Raw genomic sequence first — 19,377 nt, 5'->3', positions numbered from 1 at the left:
GCATAAAGGAGTGGATGATGTCTTTTAATATCGGCCTTAGCGGTCTCTATGCAGCCAACAAACAACTGGACGTGACCGGCAACAACATCGCCAACGTCGCGACCACCGGTTTCAAATCGTCCCGCGCAGAATTCGAAGACGTGTACTCGGCAACCCGCCTGGGCACCGGCAGCAAGACCGTTGGCAATGGCGTGCGCCTGGCCAACGTTTCCCAGCAGTTCGGCCAGGGTGACGTGAACAACACCGGCAACGTGCTCGACATGGGTATCCAGGGCAATGGCTTCTTCGTTCTGAGCAACAACGGTTCGCTGACCTACACCCGTGCCGGTACGTTCAAGACCGACAAGGATGGCTACGTGACGAACAGCGACGGTACGGCCCGTCTGCAGGGTTATGGCGTGGACTCCAATGGCAAGATCCTCAATGGCGTGTTGACCGACCTGCGTATCGACACCTCCAATCTGGCGCCGAAATCCACCAGCACCGTTTCATCGACGATCAACCTGAACTCTACAGCAGCGGTGATTGACCAGGCGGTTGCTACCAACAAGTTCAATCCGACTAAACCGGAAACCTTTACCAAGCAGTTCAGCACCCCGATTTTCGACACTCAGGGTAACCAGCACACCATGGATCAGTACATGGTCAAGACTGGGCCGAACACTTGGGATACCTACACCCTGATCGATGGTCGTAACCCGGACGGCAGTGATCCTGCGCTGACGGCTCCAATCGCTTCGACCATGTCGTTCGACTCCACCGGTAAACTGACTTCGGTCAGCACACCAGTGACGCCTCCGACCACACCGCCAACCGCGATTACCAGCAGTGACCTGAAAATCACCAATTGGACCCCGGGCAGTGTCACCAATGGCGTCTGGACAGCCAATGGTGCCGCAGCCGATCCAGCAGGTTTGACTATCGCCATGGCCAACACCACTCAGTTCAACGCTGACACCGCGCGTTCGATTCCATCGCAGAACGGTTATGCCACTGGCCAGATCACCAACCTGACCATCGACGGCAGCGGCGTGCTGCTGGCCAACTTCAGCAACAACCAGACCAAGCCAATCGGCCAGATTTCGTTGGCCAGTTTCACCAACGAACAAGGTCTGCAGCCGGTGGGTGGCACCAGCTGGAAAGAAACCTACGCGTCGGGCATCCCGGGCTACGATGCGCCGGAGACCGGCACCCTGGGTTCGATCGTTTCCAACTCCCTGGAAGAGTCCAACGTCAACCTGACCAACGAACTGGTCGACCTGATCAAGGCGCAGAGCAACTACCAGGCGAACGCCAAGACTATCTCCACCCAGAGCACCATCATGCAGACCATCATTCAGATGACTTGATGCTGGATTGTGCTGTGCAAGGAGCCCCTCATCAGAGGGGCTTTTTGTGGGTGATTAAAACAGCTCAATATTTTTGTGTCGTTGCTGATGGCCTCATCGCGAGCAGGCTCGCTCCTACAGGTGACCGAGTTTTTTACATGGAAATACGATCACTGTAGGAGTGAGCCTGCTCGCGATAGCGTCAGTACTGGCTCCGCTTTCCTTGAGGCAAAAGAAAACCCCCGACCCGCCAGAGGCTGATCGGGGGTTTCGAGCAAGCGCCTTGCGACGCTTACCGGTTCAGCTTATTGGCAAGCTTCGCAATCCGGCTCGTCGATGGCGCAAGCCTTCGGCACTGGAGCAGGACCGGCTGGAGCGGCCAGGACCGAATCGTCACCGTGGTTGCCGCCGCTGGAAACAGCGTTCAGCTTGCCGGTGTTGATGGTCGACTTCTCGGTGCTGGTCGCGGCCAGGGCACGGAGGTAGTAAGTGGTTTTCAGACCACGGTACCAGGCCATGCGGTAGGTCACGTCCAGCTTCTTGCCCGAAGCGCCGGCGATGTACAGGTTCAGCGACTGGGCCTGGTCGATCCACTTCTGACGACGGCTGGCCGCGTCGACGATCCACTTGGTGTCCACTTCGAATGCGGTCGCGTAGAGCTCTTTGAGTTCTTGCGGGATGCGCTCGATCTGCTGCACTGAACCGTCGTAGTACTTCAGGTCGTTGATCATGACCGAGTCCCACAGACCGCGAGCCTTGAGGTCGCGAACCAGGTACGGGTTGATCACGGTGAATTCGCCCGACAGGTTCGATTTCACATAGAGGTTCTGGTAGGTCGGTTCGATCGACTGCGATACGCCAGTGATGTTGGCGATGGTCGCGGTCGGTGCGATGGCCATGATGTTCGAGTTACGAATGCCTTTCTGTACACGGGCGCGAACCGGTGCCCAGTCCAGGGATTCGTTCAAGTCAACGTCGATGTACTTCTGGCCACGGGCTTCGATCAGGATCTGTTGCGAGTCCAGTGGCAGGATGCCCTTGGACCACAGCGAACCCTGGAACGTCTCGTAGGCGCCGCGCTCGTCTGCCAGGTCGCAGGAAGCCTGGATCGCGTAGTAGCTGACCGCTTCCATCGACTTGTCGGCGAACTCGACGGCAGCGTCGGAACCGTAAGGGATGTGCTGCAGGTACAAAGCGTCCTGGAAGCCCATGATGCCCAGACCGACCGGACGGTGCTTGAAGTTGGAGTTCTTCGCTTGCGGCACCGAGTAGTAGTTGATGTCGATAACGTTATCGAGCATGCGAACGGCGGTGTTCACGGTGCGTTGCAGCTTGGCGGTGTCCAGCTTGCCGCCTACGATGTGGTTCGGCAGGTTGATCGAGCCCAGGTTGCAAACGGCGATCTCGTCCTTGTTGGTGTTCAAGGTGATCTCGGTGCACAGGTTCGAGCTGTGGACCACGCCCACATGCTGCTGCGGGCTGCGCAGGTTGCACGGGTCTTTGAAGGTCAGCCATGGGTGGCCGGTTTCGAACAGCATGGACAGCATTTTGCGCCACAGGTCTTTGGCCTGGATGGTCTTGAACAGCTTGACCTTGCCTGGGTACTCGGTCAGGGCTTCGTAGTACTCGTAACGCTCTTCGAAGGCCTTGCCGGTCAGGTCGTGCAGGTCCGGTACTTCGGACGGCGAGAACAGGGTCCACTTGCCGTCATCGAAGACGCGCTTCATGAACAGGTCAGGGATCCAGTTGGCGGTGTTCATGTCGTGGGTACGACGACGGTCATCACCGGTGTTCTTGCGCAGCTCGATGAACTCTTCGATGTCCATGTGCCAGGTTTCCAGGTAGGCACACACAGCGCCTTTGCGCTTGCCACCCTGGTTAACGGCAACGGCGGTGTCGTTGACGACTTTCAGGAACGGTACGACGCCTTGGGATTTGCCGTTGGTGCCCTTGATGTACGAGCCCAATGCACGAACCGGCGTCCAGTCGTTGCCCAGGCCGCCGGCGAATTTGGACAACATGGCGTTGTCGTGGATCGCGTGGTAGATGCCCGACAGGTCATCCGGTACGGTGGTCAGGTAGCAGCTCGACAGCTGTGGACGCAGGGTACCGGCGTTGAACAGGGTCGGGGTCGACGACATGTAGTCGAAGGACGACAGCAGGTTGTAGAACTCGATCGCACGGTCTTCTTTGTGCTTCTCTTCGATCGCCAGGCCCATGGCCACGCGCATGAAGAAGATCTGCGGCAGTTCGAAACGCACGCCATCCTTGTGGATGAAGTAACGGTCGTACAGGGTTTGCAGGCCCAGGTAGGTGAACTGCTGGTCGCGCTCGTGGTTGATCGCCTTACCCAGTTTTTCCAGGTCGAAGGTGGCCAGCACAGGGTTCAGCAGTTCGAACTCGATACCCTTGGCGATGTAGGCAGGCAGGGCCTTGGCGTACAGGTCGACCATCTCGTGGTGGGTAGCGCTTTCGGCAACGCCGAGGAAGCCCAGGCCTTCGGCACGCAGGGTGTCCATCAGCAGGCGGGCGGTCACGAACGAGTAGTTCGGCTCACGCTCGACCAGGGTACGGGCGGTCATCACCAGGGCGGTGTTGACGTCGGTCAGGGCCACGCCGTCGTACAGGTTTTTCAGGGTTTCGCGCTGGATCAGGTCGCCGTCGACTTCTTCCAGGCCTTCGCACGCTTCGGTAACGATGGTGTTCAGGCGGCCCATGTCCAGAGGAGCAAAGGTGCCATCGGCGCGGGTGATACGGATCGACGGGTGAGCGTTGACGGCTTCTTCGGCCGGCGCGTGGGCAGCACGTTCTTTCGAACGACCGTCACGGTAGATCACGTAGTCGCGGGCGACTTTCTGCTCGCCGGCACGCATCAGGGCCAGTTCGACCTGGTCCTGGATTTCTTCGATGTGGATGGTGCCGCCCGATGGCATGCGACGCTTGAAGGTCGCGGTGACCTGTTCGGTCAGGCGGGCAACGGTGTCGTGGATTCGCGACGAGGCAGCAGCGGTGCCGCCTTCAACTGCGAGGAACGCTTTGGTGATGGCGACGGTGATTTTGTCATCGGTGTAGGGAACGACAGTGCCGTTACGCTTGATCACACGCAGCTGACCTGGCGCGGTGGCGGACAGATCCGAATTCGAATCGGCGGCCTGCGGCAAGTTGCCCTGCGGGTTCTCGCGAGTTGTGTCGGTTTGCATGGGGGAGTGTCTCCACATTCTCTATGTTTGTTTGGGCACCATCACGGTGCCCACCGTTCCGTCCTGAAGCACTACAACCGGCGAGCGCCGGGCATAACAACTTCGGGACAGTAGGAAAAAGGCTAATGAGGCCGTCCTTGCCGAAGTCTTTGGCTACGAGCGTGGGCTCGAAACCGGATTCCTTTCGGGGGTGTCAGTCATGACTGCAACACCCGTACCGTTTTGGCCGCTCTGGCCTGAAAAAACGGTGCCATCCGCCAGTGCGGTTTGGGCTTGTAAGTTCACGCTTGGTTCAACCATAAACAGGCAATAAAGCGCTTGAGTTTCTGGTCTGAAATGTGGTTGGGCTTTTTAGTCAAAACCCTACATGTAGGGTTTTTTTTACGCTGGGGTACAAGATAATGCGTTTTATGGGGGGGTGCAACATACTGCTTGTGGATAAACCTGTGCGTAAATTGTGTGTGAAAGAGGGAATCGGCGTGTAGGCCGCGACCTTGCTGGATCGAAGCTTTTTTCAGCGATTTTCAACGGGTGAAAACGCCAGGTCAGATTTTTAAGGGCGCGAACCCTACCACAAAAAACCGTGTTGTCCGAACGCATTTACCGGCTTGTGTTCTCGGCGGGCGGCGTTTATACAATCGGCCCAGCGTGTATACATATTTATCCCCCCGAATCATTACAAAAAGACGGGCGGATCCTTCCTTATTAGTGTTTTTGGCAAGCAGAGGTCACCCGTGGAGCAAGAAGCCTGGCAGGTATTGATTGTGGAGGACGACCAGCGACTGGCCGAACTGACCCGCGATTACCTGGAAGCCAATGGCCTGCGTGTATCGATCGAAGGCAATGGTGCGCTCGCGGCGAATCGCATCATCAAGGAACAACCGGACCTGGTGATCCTCGACCTGATGCTCCCCGGTGAAGATGGCCTGAGCATTTGCCGCAAGGTCCGCGCCCGCTATGACGGCCCGATCCTGATGCTCACCGCCCGCACCGATGACACTGACCAGATTCTCGGCCTGGACCTGGGGGCTGACGACTACGTTTGCAAACCGGTACGGCCGCGCCTGTTGCTGGCGCGCATCCAGGCGTTGCTGCGACGCAGTGAAACGCCCGAAGTCGCCCCGGAAAAACAGCGGCGTCTACAGTTCGGTCCGTTGATCGTCGACAACGCCTTGCGCGAAGCCTGGTTGCAGGGCAACGGCATCGAGTTGACCAGCGCCGAATTCGACTTGCTCTGGCTATTGGTGGCCAATGCCGGACGCATCCTCTCCCGGGAAGAAATCTTCACCGCGCTACGGGGCATCGGCTATGACGGTCAGGATCGCTCCATCGATGTGCGCATCTCGCGCATCCGCCCGAAGATCGGCGATGATCCGGAGCATCCGCGGCTGATCAAGACCGTGCGCAGCAAAGGCTATCTGTTCGTTCCCGAGGCTTGCGTAGACCCGTCCCTGTGAACTCGATCTTCCTGCGTATCTATGGCGGCATGTGCGCCGCGCTGATTCTGGTGGCGGTGCTCGGCGTGCTGGCGTTGCACCTGCTCAATGAGGTGCGCAGCGAGCAATACCGCGAGCGCCTGGCCCACGGCACGTTCTCGCTGATGGCCGACAACCTGCAACCGATGAACCAGACCGAGCGCCACCGGGCCTTGCTGGTGTGGGAGCGGCTGCTGGGGATTCCGCTGGCGCTGAAAACCTTTGCCGAGACCGACCTCGACCTGACCCAGCGCACCCGTGTGTTGCGCGGCCAGGCATTGGTGGAACAGACCGGGCCGCACGCGGCGAAGGTCTACAAGCTGGTCAGCGACAAGGAACAGTTGATGCTCACCGGGGAAGTGCAGCAGATCAGCGAGCAACTGGCCCGGGCGACCATCTACCTGTTGACCGATGAACTGGTGCGCACCCCGGTCGCCGACCAGCCCTTGCGCCTGGCGCAATTGAAGGAAAGCAAGGGCTTCGGCTTCGACCTGCGCCTGGTCACGGTTGACCAGGCGGACATGGACGAAGACCAGAGCCGCCGGGTGTCCGAGGGCGACACGGTGATGGCGCTGGGCAAGGGGGGCGATTCGATCCGGGTATTTGCCGGCATGGTCGGCACGCCGTGGGTCCTGGAAATCGGCCCGTTGTATCAGATGAATCCATATCCGCCGGAATGGCTGGTGCTGATTGCCGCGCTGGGCCTGACGCTGATCGGTTTGATCGTCTACCTGTTGGTGCGCCAGCTCGAGCGCCGCTTGCGTGGCCTGGAAGCCGCCGCCACGCGCATCGCCAAGGGCAGCCTGGAAACCCGCGTACCTGCTCGGGGGGCGGACTCGGTGGGACGGCTGGCCTCGGCGTTCAACGGCATGGCCGAACACTTGCAGCAGTTGCTGGCGATCCAGCGCGAACTGGTGCGCGCGGTGTCCCACGAATTGCGCACGCCGGTGGCGCGCCTGCGCTTTGGCCTGGAGATGATCGGTTCGGCCACCACGCCGCAAGCCCTGGAAAAATACTGCCAGGGCATGGACCACGACATCGAGGACCTCGACCGGCTGGTGGACGAGATGCTGACCTACGCGCGGTTGGAGCAGGGCTCGCCGGCGCTGAACTTTCAGCGGATCGATCTGGATGCCTTGGTCGATCAGGTGATCGAAGAGCTGGCGCCGTTGCGCGCCGACGTCACGGTGCAACGCGGGTTGTGCCTGTCGGCCGCCGACAACGACGACGCCTGGGTCGAGGCTGAACCGCGCTACCTGCATCGGGCGATCCAGAACCTGGTGACTAATGCCATGCGCCATGCGCAATCACGGGTGACCATCAGCTATCAGGTAGGGCAGCAGCGATGCCGGGTGGATATCGAGGATGACGGGCCGGGTGTGCCGGAGTCGGCGTGGGAGAAGATCTTTACGCCGTTCCTGCGCCTTGATGACAGCCGTACTCGCGCCTCTGGAGGCCATGGGTTAGGCCTGTCCATTGTGCGACGCATCATCCATTGGCATGGCGGGCGGGCGTTGATCGGCAAGAGCAAGAGCCTGGGCGGGGCGTGTTTCAGTCTGAGCTGGCCGCGCAATCAGGAGAAGCGTTGAGCCTTGTGTTGCCTGTTGCTCGCGATGGGGCCCGAACAGGCGCCAATAAACCTCAGGCCTTGATGCTGACCAGACTCAACAACTGCCCGTCCTTGACCCCGAACTGCGCGTCCAGCTCGGTGCCATTACGCCATTCGCTGGACAAGTCAGTGAGCAATCGCAACCGCACCTCGCCCGACTCACGCCACTCCAGCACTTCGGCGTGTTCGAAATAAAAGCGCCGCTGAACGATCGGATAGAGGGCCTTGAACAGGCTTTCCTTGACCGAAAACGTCAGGGTGACCAGCAACGCCCGTTGATCGTGATCACCGGCCGCCATGCGCTGGAGTTCCGGCGGATTGAGGATTTCCCCGGCCAGGCGTTCGGCCCGTTCGGCATTGAGCAGGTTTTCCAGGTCCATGCCCAGGCCACGCCAATGGCTTTTGTTCGCCACGATTGCCGCGGCCCGGCCAGTGCTGTGGGTGATCGAGCCAGCGATATGCCCCGGCCAGACCGGTGCCCGATCTTCACCGATGGCCGGAATGAAACTCAAGCCTTCCAGTCGCTGTAACGCGGCCCGGGCGCAGACTCGCCCGGCGAGAAACTCTGCCTGCCGTTTGGCGACAGAGCGCTGGATACTCGCCGGCGCCTCGACAGCACTGCGCTGAAAGTCATCGCAGGCCAGTCGGGTGCTATCGAAGTGAGTACTCAACAGGACCGAATCGGGCAGCACAAACGGCAGCGGCCAATGGTCATCGAGGGGCGTGCAGCAGGCGGGCAGGGCGGGGGTTGAATTCATATCAGGCATTTTGCCGGGTTGGCTTGAGGCTGGGTAGTGCAAAGCTTCTGACGAATGGGTAGTCGGCGCCGGCCTTGTCCTTTGCATGGTCGGATCTGCTGTTGAAACGTGTCGAAATATTCGGAGCGGGTCGGTTCAGCCCAGGTTCAGGGTGCGTTCAGGGGGAGTTCAGGGCGCGGTGCGTAACCTTGCCTCGTACCCAAAAAACAATCGGCACATGAGGAAACTCCCCAATGACTGGATTCAAAAAACTGCTTCTGGCATTCACGGTTCTGGGCGCAAGCACCGCAGCTTTCGCGTCTGACGACAACTTCGCCAGCCTTACTCTTGGACAGACCAGCGACAAGGTCAAAAAGTCCCACGCCTTGAACGACAACCTCAATCACCCGAACGCCGATGGCGTAATCGGCAAGGACACCACCTGGGGTGTTCGTCTGGGGCAGCAAAACACCAAAGGCCGCTACTACGCCACTTACGACAATGTGTCGGGCTCCCACAACGGCATTAAACTGCGTCAGGAAAATCTCCTGGGCAGCTACGATCTGTTCTACCCGGTCGGCGGCACTACCAGGCTGTTCGGTGGTGTCACGGCCGGCCTGACCAAAATGACTCAGGAATCGCCAGGCTTCAGCCGCGACAGTGATATCGGCTACGCCATCGGTGGCCAGGTGGGTGTGCTGCAACAGGTTTCGCAGAACACCTCGGTTGAACTGGGTTACCGTTACCTGCGCAGCAACGCCAGCACCGAGATGAGTGAGCGCGGCGGCAGCAAGCAGGGTTCGCTGGACCTGACCAGCAGCGCCCAGACATACCTGTCCGCCAACTACGCTTTCTGACAAGCGTTTCGTGAACGGCCTGCGCCGGATCAGCCCGAGTGACTGATCCGGCGTTGCCATGTTAGCTATTGAGGTGCGGCGTTGCGCCTCTGGAGATGTGATTTGCCTGGGAGAGTGTTATGAAACTGCTGGTCGTCGAAGATGAAGCGCTGCTGCGTCATCACCTGCAAACCCGGCTGTCGGAGAGCGGCCATGTGGTCGAGTCCGTGGCCAACGCCGAGGAGGCGCTGTACCAGACCGCGCAGTTCAACTTTGACCTGGCGGTGATCGACCTCGGCCTGCCGGGCATGAGCGGGCTCGACCTGATCCGCCAGTTGCGCTCAAGTGGCAAGAGCTTCCCGATCCTGATCCTCACCGCGCGCGGCAACTGGCAGGACAAGGTCGAAGGCCTGGCCTCCGGCGCCGATGATTACCTGGTCAAGCCGTTTCAGTTCGAAGAACTGGAGGCCCGCCTGAATGCCTTGCTGCGGCGCTCCAGCGGTTTCACCCAGTCGACCATCGTCGCTGGCCCGTTACTGCTGGATCTGAACCGCAAGCAGGCGTCCCTCGACGAACAGCCGCTGGCACTGACCGCGTATGAGTACCGAATTCTCGAATACCTGATGCGCCATCATCAGCAAGTGGTGCCCAAGGATCGCTTGATGGAACAACTCTACCCGGATGACGACGAGCGTGATCCGAATGTGATCGAGGTATTGGTCGGCCGTCTGCGCCGTAAATTGGAGGGGCCGGGCGGATTCAAGCCGATCGATACCGTGCGCGGCCTGGGCTACCTGTTCAACGAGCGTTGCACTTGATCCGTTCGCTGCGCATACGCTTGATGCTCGCCGCCACGCTGTTGGCGGTGTTGTTCATGCTGGCGTTGCTGCCGGCGATGCAGGGTGCCTTCAGCCTGGCGCTGCAGGACTCCATCGAGCAGCGCCTGGCATCCGACGTGACCACGCTGATCTCGGCCGCCCGGGTGGAGAACAACAGCCTGCAGATGCCGGCGCAATTGCCCGACGAGCGCTTCAACCTCACCGACAGCCGATTGCTCGGCTACATCTATGACCGTGAAGGGCAGCTGGTCTGGCGTTCGAAGGCGACCCAGGAAGAACGCATCAACTACAAGCCGCGCTACGACGGACGTGGCAGCGAGTTTGCGCGGATCCGCGAAGCCAGCGGCCAGGAGTTCTTCGTCTACGACGTCGAGGTCAAGTTGCTCGGCGGCAAAAGTGCAGCCTTCAGTATCGTGGCGCTGCAACCGGTTCGCGAGTACGAGCTGACCCTCGAGGGCCTGCGGGAAAATCTCTATCTGGGATTTGGCGCGGCACTGCTGGTGCTGCTGGCGTTGCTGTGGATCGGGCTGACCTGGGGCTTGCAGGCATTGCGGCGCTTGAGCCAGGAGCTGGACCAGATCGAGGGGGGGACCCGCGAAAGCCTCAGTGAGGAACATCCCCGGGAATTGTTGCGCCTGACCGGTTCTCTCAACCGTTTGCTGCACAGTGAGCGTGAGCAGCGCAGTCGATACCGTGATTCCCTCGACGACTTGGCCCATAGCCTGAAAACGCCGCTGGCGGTGTTGCAAGGCGTTAGTGAAGACATGGCCCAGCGTCCCGAGGATCGAGATCAGGCCTGGGTGCTTCAAACGCAGATCGAACGCATGAGCCAGCAGATAAGCTACCAGTTACAGCGAGCCAGCCTGCGCAAAAGTGGCCTGGTACGTCATCAGGTGCACTTGCGGCCGGTGTTGAAAAGCCTGTGCGACACGCTGGACAAGGTCTATCGCGACAAGCGCGTGCACGTCGCGTTCGATTTGCCCGACCCATGTTACGTGCCGATCGAGCAGGGCGCTCTATTGGAGATGATGGGCAACCTGCTGGAAAACGCCTATCGCCTGTGCCTGGGCGAAATACGCATCAGCGTGCGTGAAACCTTCAGCGGCACCGAGTTGTGTGTCGAGGACGACGGCCCTGGCGTACCACAGGATCAGCGCGCACGGATTCTCGAGCGCGGAGAGCGCCTGGACCGCCAGCACCCGGGACAGGGCATCGGCCTGGCGGTGGTCAAGGACATCATCGAGAGCTACAGCGCCAAGCTGACCCTGGGGGATTCACCGATGGGCGGAGCGGCGTTCCGGATTCATTTTCCCGTGGTTTGACCTGACGTTTGATAGTGTTCTTTCGGGCCACTTCGCGGGCAAGCCCGCTCCCACAGGGTTTTGAGTGAGTCAGATGATTTGTGAGCAACTTCGGCCATTGTGGGAGCAGGCCTGCCCGCGAAGTGGCCAGTGAAGACACCAAAAAACTCAGCCTTGAACCTCAGTGTTCCTGCGCCCGATAAGCCCCCGGCGTCAGCCCCGTCCACTTCTTGAACGCCCGGTGAAACGCCGACGGCTCGGAAAATCCCAGCTGCTCGGCGATCTGTTGCAGCGACAGGTCAGCGCGGCTCAGGTGATAAATCGCGATGTCCCGGCGCAACTGGTCCTTCAACTCCTGAAAGCTCGAACCCTCTTCCCGCAAATGCCGGCGCAAGGTCTGCGGGCTGATGTGCAGGTGGGCGGCCACGGCTTCCAGGTCGGGCCAGTGTGAACTATCGCGACTGAGCAAGCGCCGCAGGCGGCTGCTCAAACTGTCGCCATCATCCGGGCGCGAGAGCAGGTCGGCGGGGGAGCGCTCGAGGAAATGCTTGAGGGTGCGTTCATCCTGCAACAGCGGCATGGCCAGGTAGCGGCTGTGAAACAACAGGCTGCTCTGGGGTTTGGAAAACTCAAGCGGACAGGAAAACAACAGGTCGTACTCGGCGCCATGTTCGGGCCGGGGGTAGCTGAACGTGGCCTGTTCCAGGCGAATACGCTGGCCGATCAGCCAGCTACCGAAACGGTGCCAGATCACCAGCAGGCTTTCGCTGAGGAAATGTTCCGGGTCCCAGAGCTGCGAGTCGTCTAGGCTCAGGCGCACCCATTCATCTTCGCGGCTCAGGGTCAAACGCGGAGCCCCGGGGAATAGGCTGTAAAACAACAAGCCGCGATTGAGTGCCTTATCCAGGTTGCGACAGTGAATCACGGCATGGCACATCATCGCGAAGCTGCCCGGCCTGCTTGGGGCTTGCCCGAATCCCAGGTACTCGTCGTCCAGCGCCAGCCATAACGCCTGGATCAGCTGGGTGAACTGCTCCGGAGCGATGCGCGCCCGCGGCTCGTCCAGCAGCTCGGGGCTGATTCCGAGTTGTTGCAGCAGTCTCGAATAGTCATAGCCGTGTCGACGCGCTCCCCCGAGAACGGCGCGGGCGAAATGACTGGCGATGGTGCGTTCGCGCATGGCAGCAGATCCGACCGTTGATCGACGGATGTTAGCTGCGCACTGAAGGCATGAACAGGGCGGATATCCGCCAAATAGCAGGACGACTTCTAGTGGGAGGGCGGAAATCCGCCACATACTTGTAACCGTTCGGTGACAAGGGATTCGCTGCAACCCCTGATACCAAAAGGCTTGCAGGGTTTTTACGGAAGGTGGCACGGGCCTTGCGATACAACGAGCAGATGCCTGCCGTTGCGCAGCTCGAAAAAACAAATCCCTCCAGTGCAGGAGGGTTCGCAATTGTGGTGTTGCGGGCAACAGTTGGATGTTGTCACCGGGCACTCTTGAGGAACTTTGCAATGACGACTCGTCAGCCACTGTACAAATCCCTGTATTTCCAGGTGATCGTTGCAATTGTCATCGGTATCGCGCTCGGTCACTACTATCCACAGCTCGGTGTGGCCGTTAAACCACTGGGTGACGGGTTCATCAAGCTGATCAAAATGATCATCGCTCCGATCATCTTCTGTACCGTCGTCAGCGGTATCGCCGGCATGCAGGACATGAAATCGGTCGGCAAGACCGGCGGCTACGCGCTGCTGTACTTCGAGATCGTTTCGACCATCGCTCTGCTGGTCGGTCTGGTCGTGGTCAACATCGTGCAGCCGGGCAATGGCATGCACATCGACGTCGCCACCCTCGATGCCTCCAAGGTTGCCGCTTATGTGGCGGCGGGCGCTGACCAAAGCGTCGTCGGCTTCCTGCTGAACGTGATCCCGAGCACCATCGTCGGCGCCTTCGCCACCGGTGACATCCTGCAAGTGCTGATGTTCTCGGTGATCTTCGGTTTCGCCCTGCATCGCCTGGGTGCCTACGGCAAGCCGCTGCTGGACTTCATCGATCGCTTCGCCCACGTGATGTTCAACATCATCAACATGATCATGAAGCTCGCGCCAATCGGTGCCTTCGGTGCCATGGCGTTCACCATCGGTGCCTACGGTGTCGGCTCGCTGGTACAGCTGGGTCAGTTGATGGCGTGCTTCTACATCACTTGCCTGCTGTTCATCCTGATCGTGCTGGGCTCCATCGCCCGCATGCACGGTTTCAGCGTGCTGAAAATGATCCGCTACATCCGTGAAGAACTGCTGATCGTGCTCGGTACGTCTTCTTCGGAATCGGTACTGCCACGCATGCTGATCAAGATGGAGCGTCTGGGCGCGCAGAAATCTGTCGTGGGTCTGGTGATCCCGACCGGCTACTCGTTCAACCTCGACGGTACCGCCATCTACCTGACCATGGCCGCGGTGTTCATTGCCCAGGCCACCGATACGCCCATGGACATCACGCACCAGATCACCCTGCTGGTGGTGTTGCTGCTGTCGTCCAAGGGCGCTGCGGGCGTAACCGGTAGTGGCTTCATCGTACTGGCTGCGACCCTGTCCGCCGTCGGCCACCTGCCGGTTGCCGGCCTGGCGCTGATCCTCGGTATCGACCGCTTCATGTCTGAAGCCCGTGCCCTGACCAACCTGATCGGCAACGCGGTTGCCACCGTCGTTGTGGCCAAGTGGGTCAAGGAACTGGATACCGACGTGCTGCAAGCGGAGCTGGCCTCGGGCGGTCGCGGCATTGCCGACGAGCCTAAAGACGATGTTTTGGGCCACGTCGAAGAGGTAGCCCCGGCTAACGCCAAGTAAGCCTTGTCCTGATGAAAAACCCGCTTCGGCGGGTTTTTTCATGCCCGGCGATTGAGCGTAACGGTCACTGCGCGTGGCGTATAAGGTGATTGCTGCAAAGCGATCGGCTGCCTAGGCTGTGGGCATCGTTAAGGGAGAACGCTCATGCTCGGTCCACTGGCATCACTCAAGGTTCTGGATTTCTCGACACTGCTGCCGGGGCCGTTCGCCTCGTTGCTGCTGGCGGACATGGGCGCCGAAGTGCTGCGCATCGAATCACCGACCCGCATGGATCTGCTGCGGGTCCTGCCGCCCCATGACCAGGGCGTGTCAGCCAGTCATGCCTATCTCAATCGCAACAAGCGCAGCCTGGCCCTGGACCTCAAGCAGCCTGAGGCGCTGGAGGTGATCAAGTCGTTGCTGCAGGACTACGACATCGTGCTCGAACAGTTCCGCCCGGGTGTCATGGAGCGTCTGGGCCTTGGATACGAAGCCCTGAAGGCGATCAATCCGAAGCTGATTTATGTGTCGATCACCGGCTACGGTCAGACCGGCCCCTACAAGGACCGCGCCGGCCATGACATCAATTACCTGGCCCTGTCCGGGCTGGCGAGTTACACCGGCCGTGCAGACACTGGGCCGCTGCCGTTGGGCATGCAGGTGGCGGATGTCGCCGGTGGTTCGCTGCACGGGGTGATTGGCTTGCTGGCAGCGGTCATTGCCCGGCAGCAAACCGGTCAGGGCCAGCACCTGGATGTCAGCATGACCGACTGCGCGTTCAGCCTCAATGCAATGGCGGGGGCCGGGTATCTGGCCTGCGGCGTCGAGCCGGGCCCGGAAAACCAGGTGCTCAATGGCGGCAGTTTCTACGATTACTACCGCTCCCGGGATGGACGCTGGCTGTCGGTGGGCAGCCTGGAGCCGGCCTTCATGAAACAGTTGTGCGCGGCGTTGGGGTTGGAGGAATTGGCCAGCCTCGGCCTGTCACCGCAACCGGCGCATCAGAAACAGCTTAAAGACGCGCTGAAGGTCGAGTTCGAAAAGCAAGACTTTGCCGAGTTGCGCACGCTGTTCGCCGAACTGGATGCCTGTGTCGAGCCGGTGTTGAGCCTGGGAGAAGCGCTGCATCATCCGCAGTTGCAGGCGCGGGAGTTGGTGGCCGAAGTGCCCCGTGGCGATGGCTCGTCCCAGGCGCAGATGGCTTGTCCGCTGAAGTTTTCGCAAGGGTTGCCTGAGGCCCGGCATATTGGCGCGGCGCTGGGGCAGCATACGGATCAGGTGTTGGGGGAGTTGGGGTTCAGTGCTGAGCGGATTGCTCAATTGCGGTTCGCCAAGGTAGTTCTCTAGCGTCTGCACCGGCCTCTTCGCGGGCAAGCCCGCCCCCACACTGGGTTTGTGTCACGCCACAGATCCCCTGTGGGAGCGAGCTTGCTCGCGATGGCGGCCGCACAAACACCGAAAACCCCGCTACTCGACCCGCATCTCCCCACTGAACACCAGAGTATTGCGACACCGCCGGCACAAATACCGCCGTCCCTGCCGAACCAGGCTGTGGCGCTGGGCCGAGAACGGGAAGTCGCTGTCGACGCACGGGCACTTGTAGATGTAGCGGGTCACGCTGCGGCGTTTGACGTCATAGGTGTGACAGCGGTTGGGCGGCAGTTCGTACACGCCGCGCATGATCAATTGCCACTCTTCGCCATGGGGCTGGATGCGGTCGCCGAACAGCTGGTGGGCGATCAGGTGTGCGACTTCATGGGCCACGGTCTGCTTGAGGAAATCTTCGGTGTTTTCCCGGTACAGCTGCGGGTTGAAGCGCAGCAGGTTTTCGTGCAAATGCGCAACACCGGCCTTTTGCCCGCGCAGCTTGAGGCTCACCACGGGGCGCTTGAAAGGTCGTTTGAAAAAGGATTCGGCTTGTTGGAAACAGTCTTCGACGCGGGTATTGAGTTGCTCGGGCATGCTTGATGGATCTCCAGAGCAGTCGAGTATGCCGCAACCCTCGGACCTTGCGAATCGCCAAGTTGCCGAATGGTCGTGTGCGTTCTCGTTGCTGAAGAATGAAAAGGCCGCCTTGCGGCGGCCATTGTCGGCAGTTCCGATTTTCAGTGATGAGCGGCTAACTGGTGTAGACCGGGCCCACGCCGAGTCCCCAGACAATTACGGTGAACGCCATGATGGCGACCAGCACCACCAGGCCTACGGCGAGCACCGAGCTTGAAAACAGGAAGCCCTCGTCAGAAGGAATGTTCATGAACGTCGGCAAGCCCACGTACAGCAAATACACCGTGTAGCAGATGGCGGCGGTACCGATGATCATCCCCAGCCACAAGTGCGGGTACAAGGCGGCGAGGCCGCCGATGAACAGCGGTGTAGCGGTGTAGGTGGCAAACGCAATGCAGCGGGCCAGGCTTGGGTTGGCGTCATAGGTGCGGGCCATCCAGTGGATGAATGCGCCCATTACCGCGACACCGCCGAGCATCGCCAGGTACGACATGATCGTCATCCATATCGCGCTTTCTACGGTCAGCATTACGGGAGGTCGATTGCCGATGACCCAGCCGACCTGTGTGGTGCCAATAAAGGCAGACACGGCGGGGATCGCCGCCAGGATCAGCGTATGGGTCAGGTACATGTGGCTGATGCTTTCCTCCTGGTCGCCACGGATTTCTTTCCATTCTTGGTCAGGGTGGGTGAAGAGCCCCACTACGTGATGGATCATGCCAGTCACTCCTCTTGTTTTTACCGTCGCCCCCCAGCGGAGCGCCTACGGGCCAATACGGCCAAGTAAGTCATAGGTCTGAATTTGTATGTGACCTTATGTCGCAGTATAGGGAGGAGTTTCCCCAGAGGGAGTAGGGGCTTTAGAGCAAATCGCGCTGTAAACGCAGTTGTTAATCGCCGCCGGGTCTGTGGAGAGCAGCCCTTTTGGCGAGGCACTTCGCCCCTGAGATATTTTTGCGTAAAATGCCGGCCTTTCGTCACACCTCACGGATTTCGCGTCATGGGCACTCTCACGGTCAACCAGAACAAACTGCAAAAGCGCCTTCGCCGACTGGCCGGTGAGGCGGTTGCCGATTTCAACATGATTGAAGACGGTGACAAGGTCATGGTCTGCCTGTCCGGTGGCAAGGACAGCTACACCATGCTCGATGTGCTGATGCACTTGCAGAAGGTCGCGCCGATCAAGTTCGAGATCGTGGCCGTGAACATGGACCAGAAGCAGCCGGGTTTCCCGGAGCACGTGCTGCCGGCCTACCTCAAGGAACTGGGGATCGAGTACCACATCGTCGAAAAAGACACTTACTCGGTGGTCAAGGAGCTGATTCCGGAAGGCAAGACCACGTGCTCGCTGTGTTCGCGCCTGCGTCGCGGCACGCTCTACACCTTCGCCGATGAAATCGGCGCGACCAAGATGGCCCTCGGTCACCATCGCGACGACATCGTCGAAACGTTCTTCCTGAACATGTTCTTCAACGGTTCGCTCAAGGCCATGCCACCGAAACTGCGCGCCGACGATGGTCGCAACGTGGTGATCCGCCCGCTGGCCTACTGCAATGAAAAAGACATCCAGGCCTACTCGGACTTCAAGCAATTCCCGATCATCCCGTGCAACCTCTGCGGTTCCCAGGAGAACCTGCAGCGTCAGGTGGTCAAGGAAATGCTGCTGGACTGGGAGCGCAAGACCCCGGGCCGTACCGAGAGCATTTTCCGCAGCCTGCAGAACGTGATCCCGTCGCAACTGGCGGACCGCAATCTGTTTGACTTCACCAGCCTCAAGATCGACGAAAGCGCTGCATCGCGCTTTGTCAATGTGGTCAACCTCTAGTCAAAAACTGTAGGAGTGAGCCTGTGGCGAGGGGGCTTGCCCCCGTTTGAGTGCGTAGCACTCACAAGATCTTTGGTACATCGGAGATCTTGTGGCCGCTTCGCAGCCCAACAGGGGCAAGCCCCCTCGCCACAGACCCGCTCCCACAGGTTTTTCGTTTACCTCAGGAGAGGGCATGCGCGATTACAAGTGGCTTAACGAGTACTGTTTGAACCGCTTCGGTTCGGCGGCTGAACTGGAAGCCCATCTGCCCGTTCCCAAATCCCCGGAACAATTGCGCAAGATCAGCGACGATCGCTACCTCTCAATGATGGCGCTACGGGTATTCCGTGCCGGGCTCAAGCACAGCCTGGTGGATGCCAAGTGGCCGGCCTTCGAAGAAGTGTTCTTCAAGTTCGACCCGGAAAAAGTCGTGCTGATGAGCGCCGAGCACCTTGAGCGCCTGATGCAGGACACGCGGATCATCCGTCACCTGGGCAAGCTCAAGAGCGTGCCGCGCAATGCGCAGTTCATACTCGATGTGGCTCACGAGAAGGGCAGCTTCGGCGCGCTGATCGCCGATTGGCCGGTGACCGATATCGTCGGGCTCTGGACCTTTCTGAAAAAACGCGGACATCAGTTGGGCGGGCTGTCAGCCCCGCGCTTCTTGCGGATGATCGGCAAGGACACCTTTGTACCGAGCTATGACGTGGTGGCGGCGCTGAATGCGCAGGACATCATCGACAAGGTGCCGAGCAGTCTGCGCGACCTGGCGTTGGTGCAGGAGGTGTTCAATCAGTGGCATGAGGAAAGTGGCGGGCGGCCGATGAGCCAGATTTCGATGATGCTGGCTTATACCGTCAATCATTGAGACCTAGTCGCTCCAATCGCGGGCAAGCCCGCTCCCACAGGTTTTAGCGTCGATCACACATTTGTGTTTCAACAGAGATCCTGTGGGAGCGGGCTTGCCCGCGATGGCTTTCTATCAGGCGACGGAGGGTTCGCCTTCACCCGCCAGCCTGCGGTTCAACTGATACCGCCAGCGCACATACAACAGCGCCGAGCAAAACACCGCAAGGCTTGCGCCCATCTCCAGCAAACCGAACATCTGCCGGTTCGGGTCATAGGCAGCCAATGCGCCCTTGATGAAATACAGGTTCACCACAAAGCACATCCACGAATGCCCGCGAGGGCTGCCGATGATCATTCCCGGTGCCAGAATCAGCAGTGGCACCAGCTCGATCAACAGGATCACCCAGGGGCGTGCCCCGTGCAGATCGGCAATCGCCAGGTAGTAAACACACAGCAATCCCACCAGCCCGAAAAAGCACAGCAGGCTGATGGCGCGCATCGCCTTGACCCGTGGTTCGAGCCATTCGAGGGCGGGCAGGATCTTCGGCTTCTTGGCCACC

16 protein-coding genes are annotated in these 19,377 nt (G+C 59.9%); 10 read left to right on the top strand and 6 right to left on the bottom strand.

Annotated elements, in window-relative coordinates; genetic code table 11:
* The first annotated feature begins 17 nt into the window (after positions 1 to 17).
* Complete coding sequence (gene flgE, locus AC3IX1_RS21560; RefSeq protein WP_489385754.1) at positions 18 to 1,349, top strand: flagellar hook protein FlgE; 1,332 nt, start codon at positions 18 to 20, stop codon at positions 1,347 to 1,349.
* 284 nt (positions 1,350 to 1,633) lie between these two features.
* On the opposite strand, the gene AC3IX1_RS21555 is transcribed toward flgE, so the two are convergent.
* Positions 1,634 to 4,528 (bottom strand): ribonucleoside-diphosphate reductase subunit alpha, encoded by a 2,895-nt coding sequence (locus tag AC3IX1_RS21555; RefSeq protein WP_489385753.1) that lies wholly within the window; start codon positions 4,526 to 4,528, stop codon positions 1,634 to 1,636.
* Between the two features lie 734 nt (positions 4,529 to 5,262).
* Between AC3IX1_RS21555 and AC3IX1_RS21550 the strand changes: the two genes are divergently transcribed.
* Together AC3IX1_RS21550 and AC3IX1_RS21545 are read left to right on the top strand one after the other, a co-directional pair.
* A complete protein-coding gene (locus AC3IX1_RS21550) occupies positions 5,263 to 5,985 on the top strand; it encodes a response regulator (RefSeq protein WP_008051517.1) in 723 nt (240 codons plus the stop codon).
* Positions 5,982 to 7,592 (top strand): ATP-binding protein, encoded by a 1,611-nt coding sequence (locus AC3IX1_RS21545; protein ID WP_223446608.1) that lies wholly within the window; start codon positions 5,982 to 5,984, stop codon positions 7,590 to 7,592. Before AC3IX1_RS21550 ends, AC3IX1_RS21545 begins: the two co-directional genes overlap by 4 nt.
* Before the next feature lie 52 nt (positions 7,593 to 7,644).
* Here AC3IX1_RS21545 and AC3IX1_RS21540 read toward each other — a convergent pair whose 3' ends face one another.
* Positions 7,645 to 8,370, bottom strand: coding sequence for a 4'-phosphopantetheinyl transferase family protein (locus AC3IX1_RS21540; protein WP_489385752.1), 726 nt, complete (start codon positions 8,368 to 8,370; stop codon positions 7,645 to 7,647).
* 233 nt (positions 8,371 to 8,603) lie between these two features.
* On the opposite strand from AC3IX1_RS21540, the gene AC3IX1_RS21535 reads away from it, so the two are divergent.
* The 3 genes from AC3IX1_RS21535 to AC3IX1_RS21525 all read left to right on the top strand — a co-directional run bounded on the left by AC3IX1_RS21535 (position 8,604) and on the right by AC3IX1_RS21525 (position 11,346).
* Positions 8,604 to 9,206 (top strand): hypothetical protein, encoded by a 603-nt coding sequence (locus AC3IX1_RS21535; protein ID WP_489385751.1) that lies wholly within the window; start codon positions 8,604 to 8,606, stop codon positions 9,204 to 9,206.
* A 119-nt stretch (positions 9,207 to 9,325) separates the two neighbouring features.
* The gene (locus AC3IX1_RS21530) at positions 9,326 to 10,003 is read left to right on the top strand and encodes a response regulator (RefSeq protein ID WP_489385750.1); all 678 of its coding nucleotides are present in this window, start codon (positions 9,326 to 9,328) and stop codon (positions 10,001 to 10,003) included.
* Positions 10,000 to 11,346 carry an ATP-binding protein gene (locus AC3IX1_RS21525; protein ID WP_489385749.1) on the top strand — a complete coding sequence of 449 codons (1,347 nt, stop codon included), beginning with the start codon at positions 10,000 to 10,002 and terminating at the stop codon, positions 11,344 to 11,346. The genes AC3IX1_RS21530 and AC3IX1_RS21525 overlap by 4 nt, the downstream gene beginning before the upstream one ends.
* Before the next feature lie 160 nt (positions 11,347 to 11,506).
* On the opposite strand, the gene AC3IX1_RS21520 is transcribed toward AC3IX1_RS21525, so the two are convergent.
* Positions 11,507 to 12,505 carry an AraC family transcriptional regulator gene (locus AC3IX1_RS21520; protein ID WP_489385748.1) on the bottom strand — a complete coding sequence of 333 codons (999 nt, stop codon included), beginning with the start codon at positions 12,503 to 12,505 and terminating at the stop codon, positions 11,507 to 11,509.
* Between the two features lie 338 nt (positions 12,506 to 12,843).
* Here AC3IX1_RS21520 and AC3IX1_RS21515 point away from each other — a divergent pair, with 338 nt between their 5' ends.
* Both AC3IX1_RS21515 and AC3IX1_RS21510 read left to right on the top strand, forming a co-directional pair.
* A complete protein-coding gene (locus tag AC3IX1_RS21515) occupies positions 12,844 to 14,178 on the top strand; it encodes a dicarboxylate/amino acid:cation symporter (RefSeq protein ID WP_489385747.1) in 1,335 nt (444 codons plus the stop codon).
* Positions 14,179 to 14,322: 144 nt separating this feature from the next.
* The gene (locus AC3IX1_RS21510) at positions 14,323 to 15,504 is read left to right on the top strand and encodes a CaiB/BaiF CoA transferase family protein (protein WP_489385746.1); all 1,182 of its coding nucleotides are present in this window, start codon (positions 14,323 to 14,325) and stop codon (positions 15,502 to 15,504) included.
* Between the two features lie 120 nt (positions 15,505 to 15,624).
* Here the strand turns inward: AC3IX1_RS21510 and AC3IX1_RS21505 are convergent, their stop codons facing one another.
* Positions 15,625 to 16,119, bottom strand: a complete 495-nt coding sequence (locus AC3IX1_RS21505) for a SprT family zinc-dependent metalloprotease (RefSeq protein WP_489385745.1) — start codon at positions 16,117 to 16,119, stop codon at positions 15,625 to 15,627.
* Positions 16,120 to 16,276: 157 nt separating this feature from the next.
* Complete coding sequence (locus AC3IX1_RS21500) at positions 16,277 to 16,879, bottom strand: Yip1 family protein (RefSeq protein WP_056728028.1); 603 nt, start codon at positions 16,877 to 16,879, stop codon at positions 16,277 to 16,279.
* Between the two features lie 282 nt (positions 16,880 to 17,161).
* On the opposite strand from AC3IX1_RS21500, the gene ttcA reads away from it, so the two are divergent.
* Positions 17,162 to 17,986, top strand: a complete 825-nt coding sequence (gene ttcA / locus AC3IX1_RS21495) for a tRNA 2-thiocytidine(32) synthetase TtcA (RefSeq protein WP_008051493.1) — start codon at positions 17,162 to 17,164, stop codon at positions 17,984 to 17,986.
* Between the two features lie 175 nt (positions 17,987 to 18,161).
* Entirely contained in the window at positions 18,162 to 18,836 is a 675-nt protein-coding gene (locus AC3IX1_RS21490; RefSeq protein WP_489385744.1) for a DNA-3-methyladenine glycosylase I, read from the top strand.
* Between the two features lie 114 nt (positions 18,837 to 18,950).
* Here AC3IX1_RS21490 and AC3IX1_RS21485 read toward each other — a convergent pair whose 3' ends face one another.
* Positions 18,951 to 19,376, bottom strand: coding sequence for a DUF2069 domain-containing protein (locus AC3IX1_RS21485; protein WP_489385743.1), 426 nt, complete (start codon positions 19,374 to 19,376; stop codon positions 18,951 to 18,953).
* Position 19,377 lies beyond the last annotated feature (1 nt).

This window comes from Pseudomonas sp. KH_046_2, from assembly GCF_057838985.1.
Note: the sequence above shows the minus strand (reverse complement) of the source record. Positions and strands in the feature narration are given on the sequence as shown.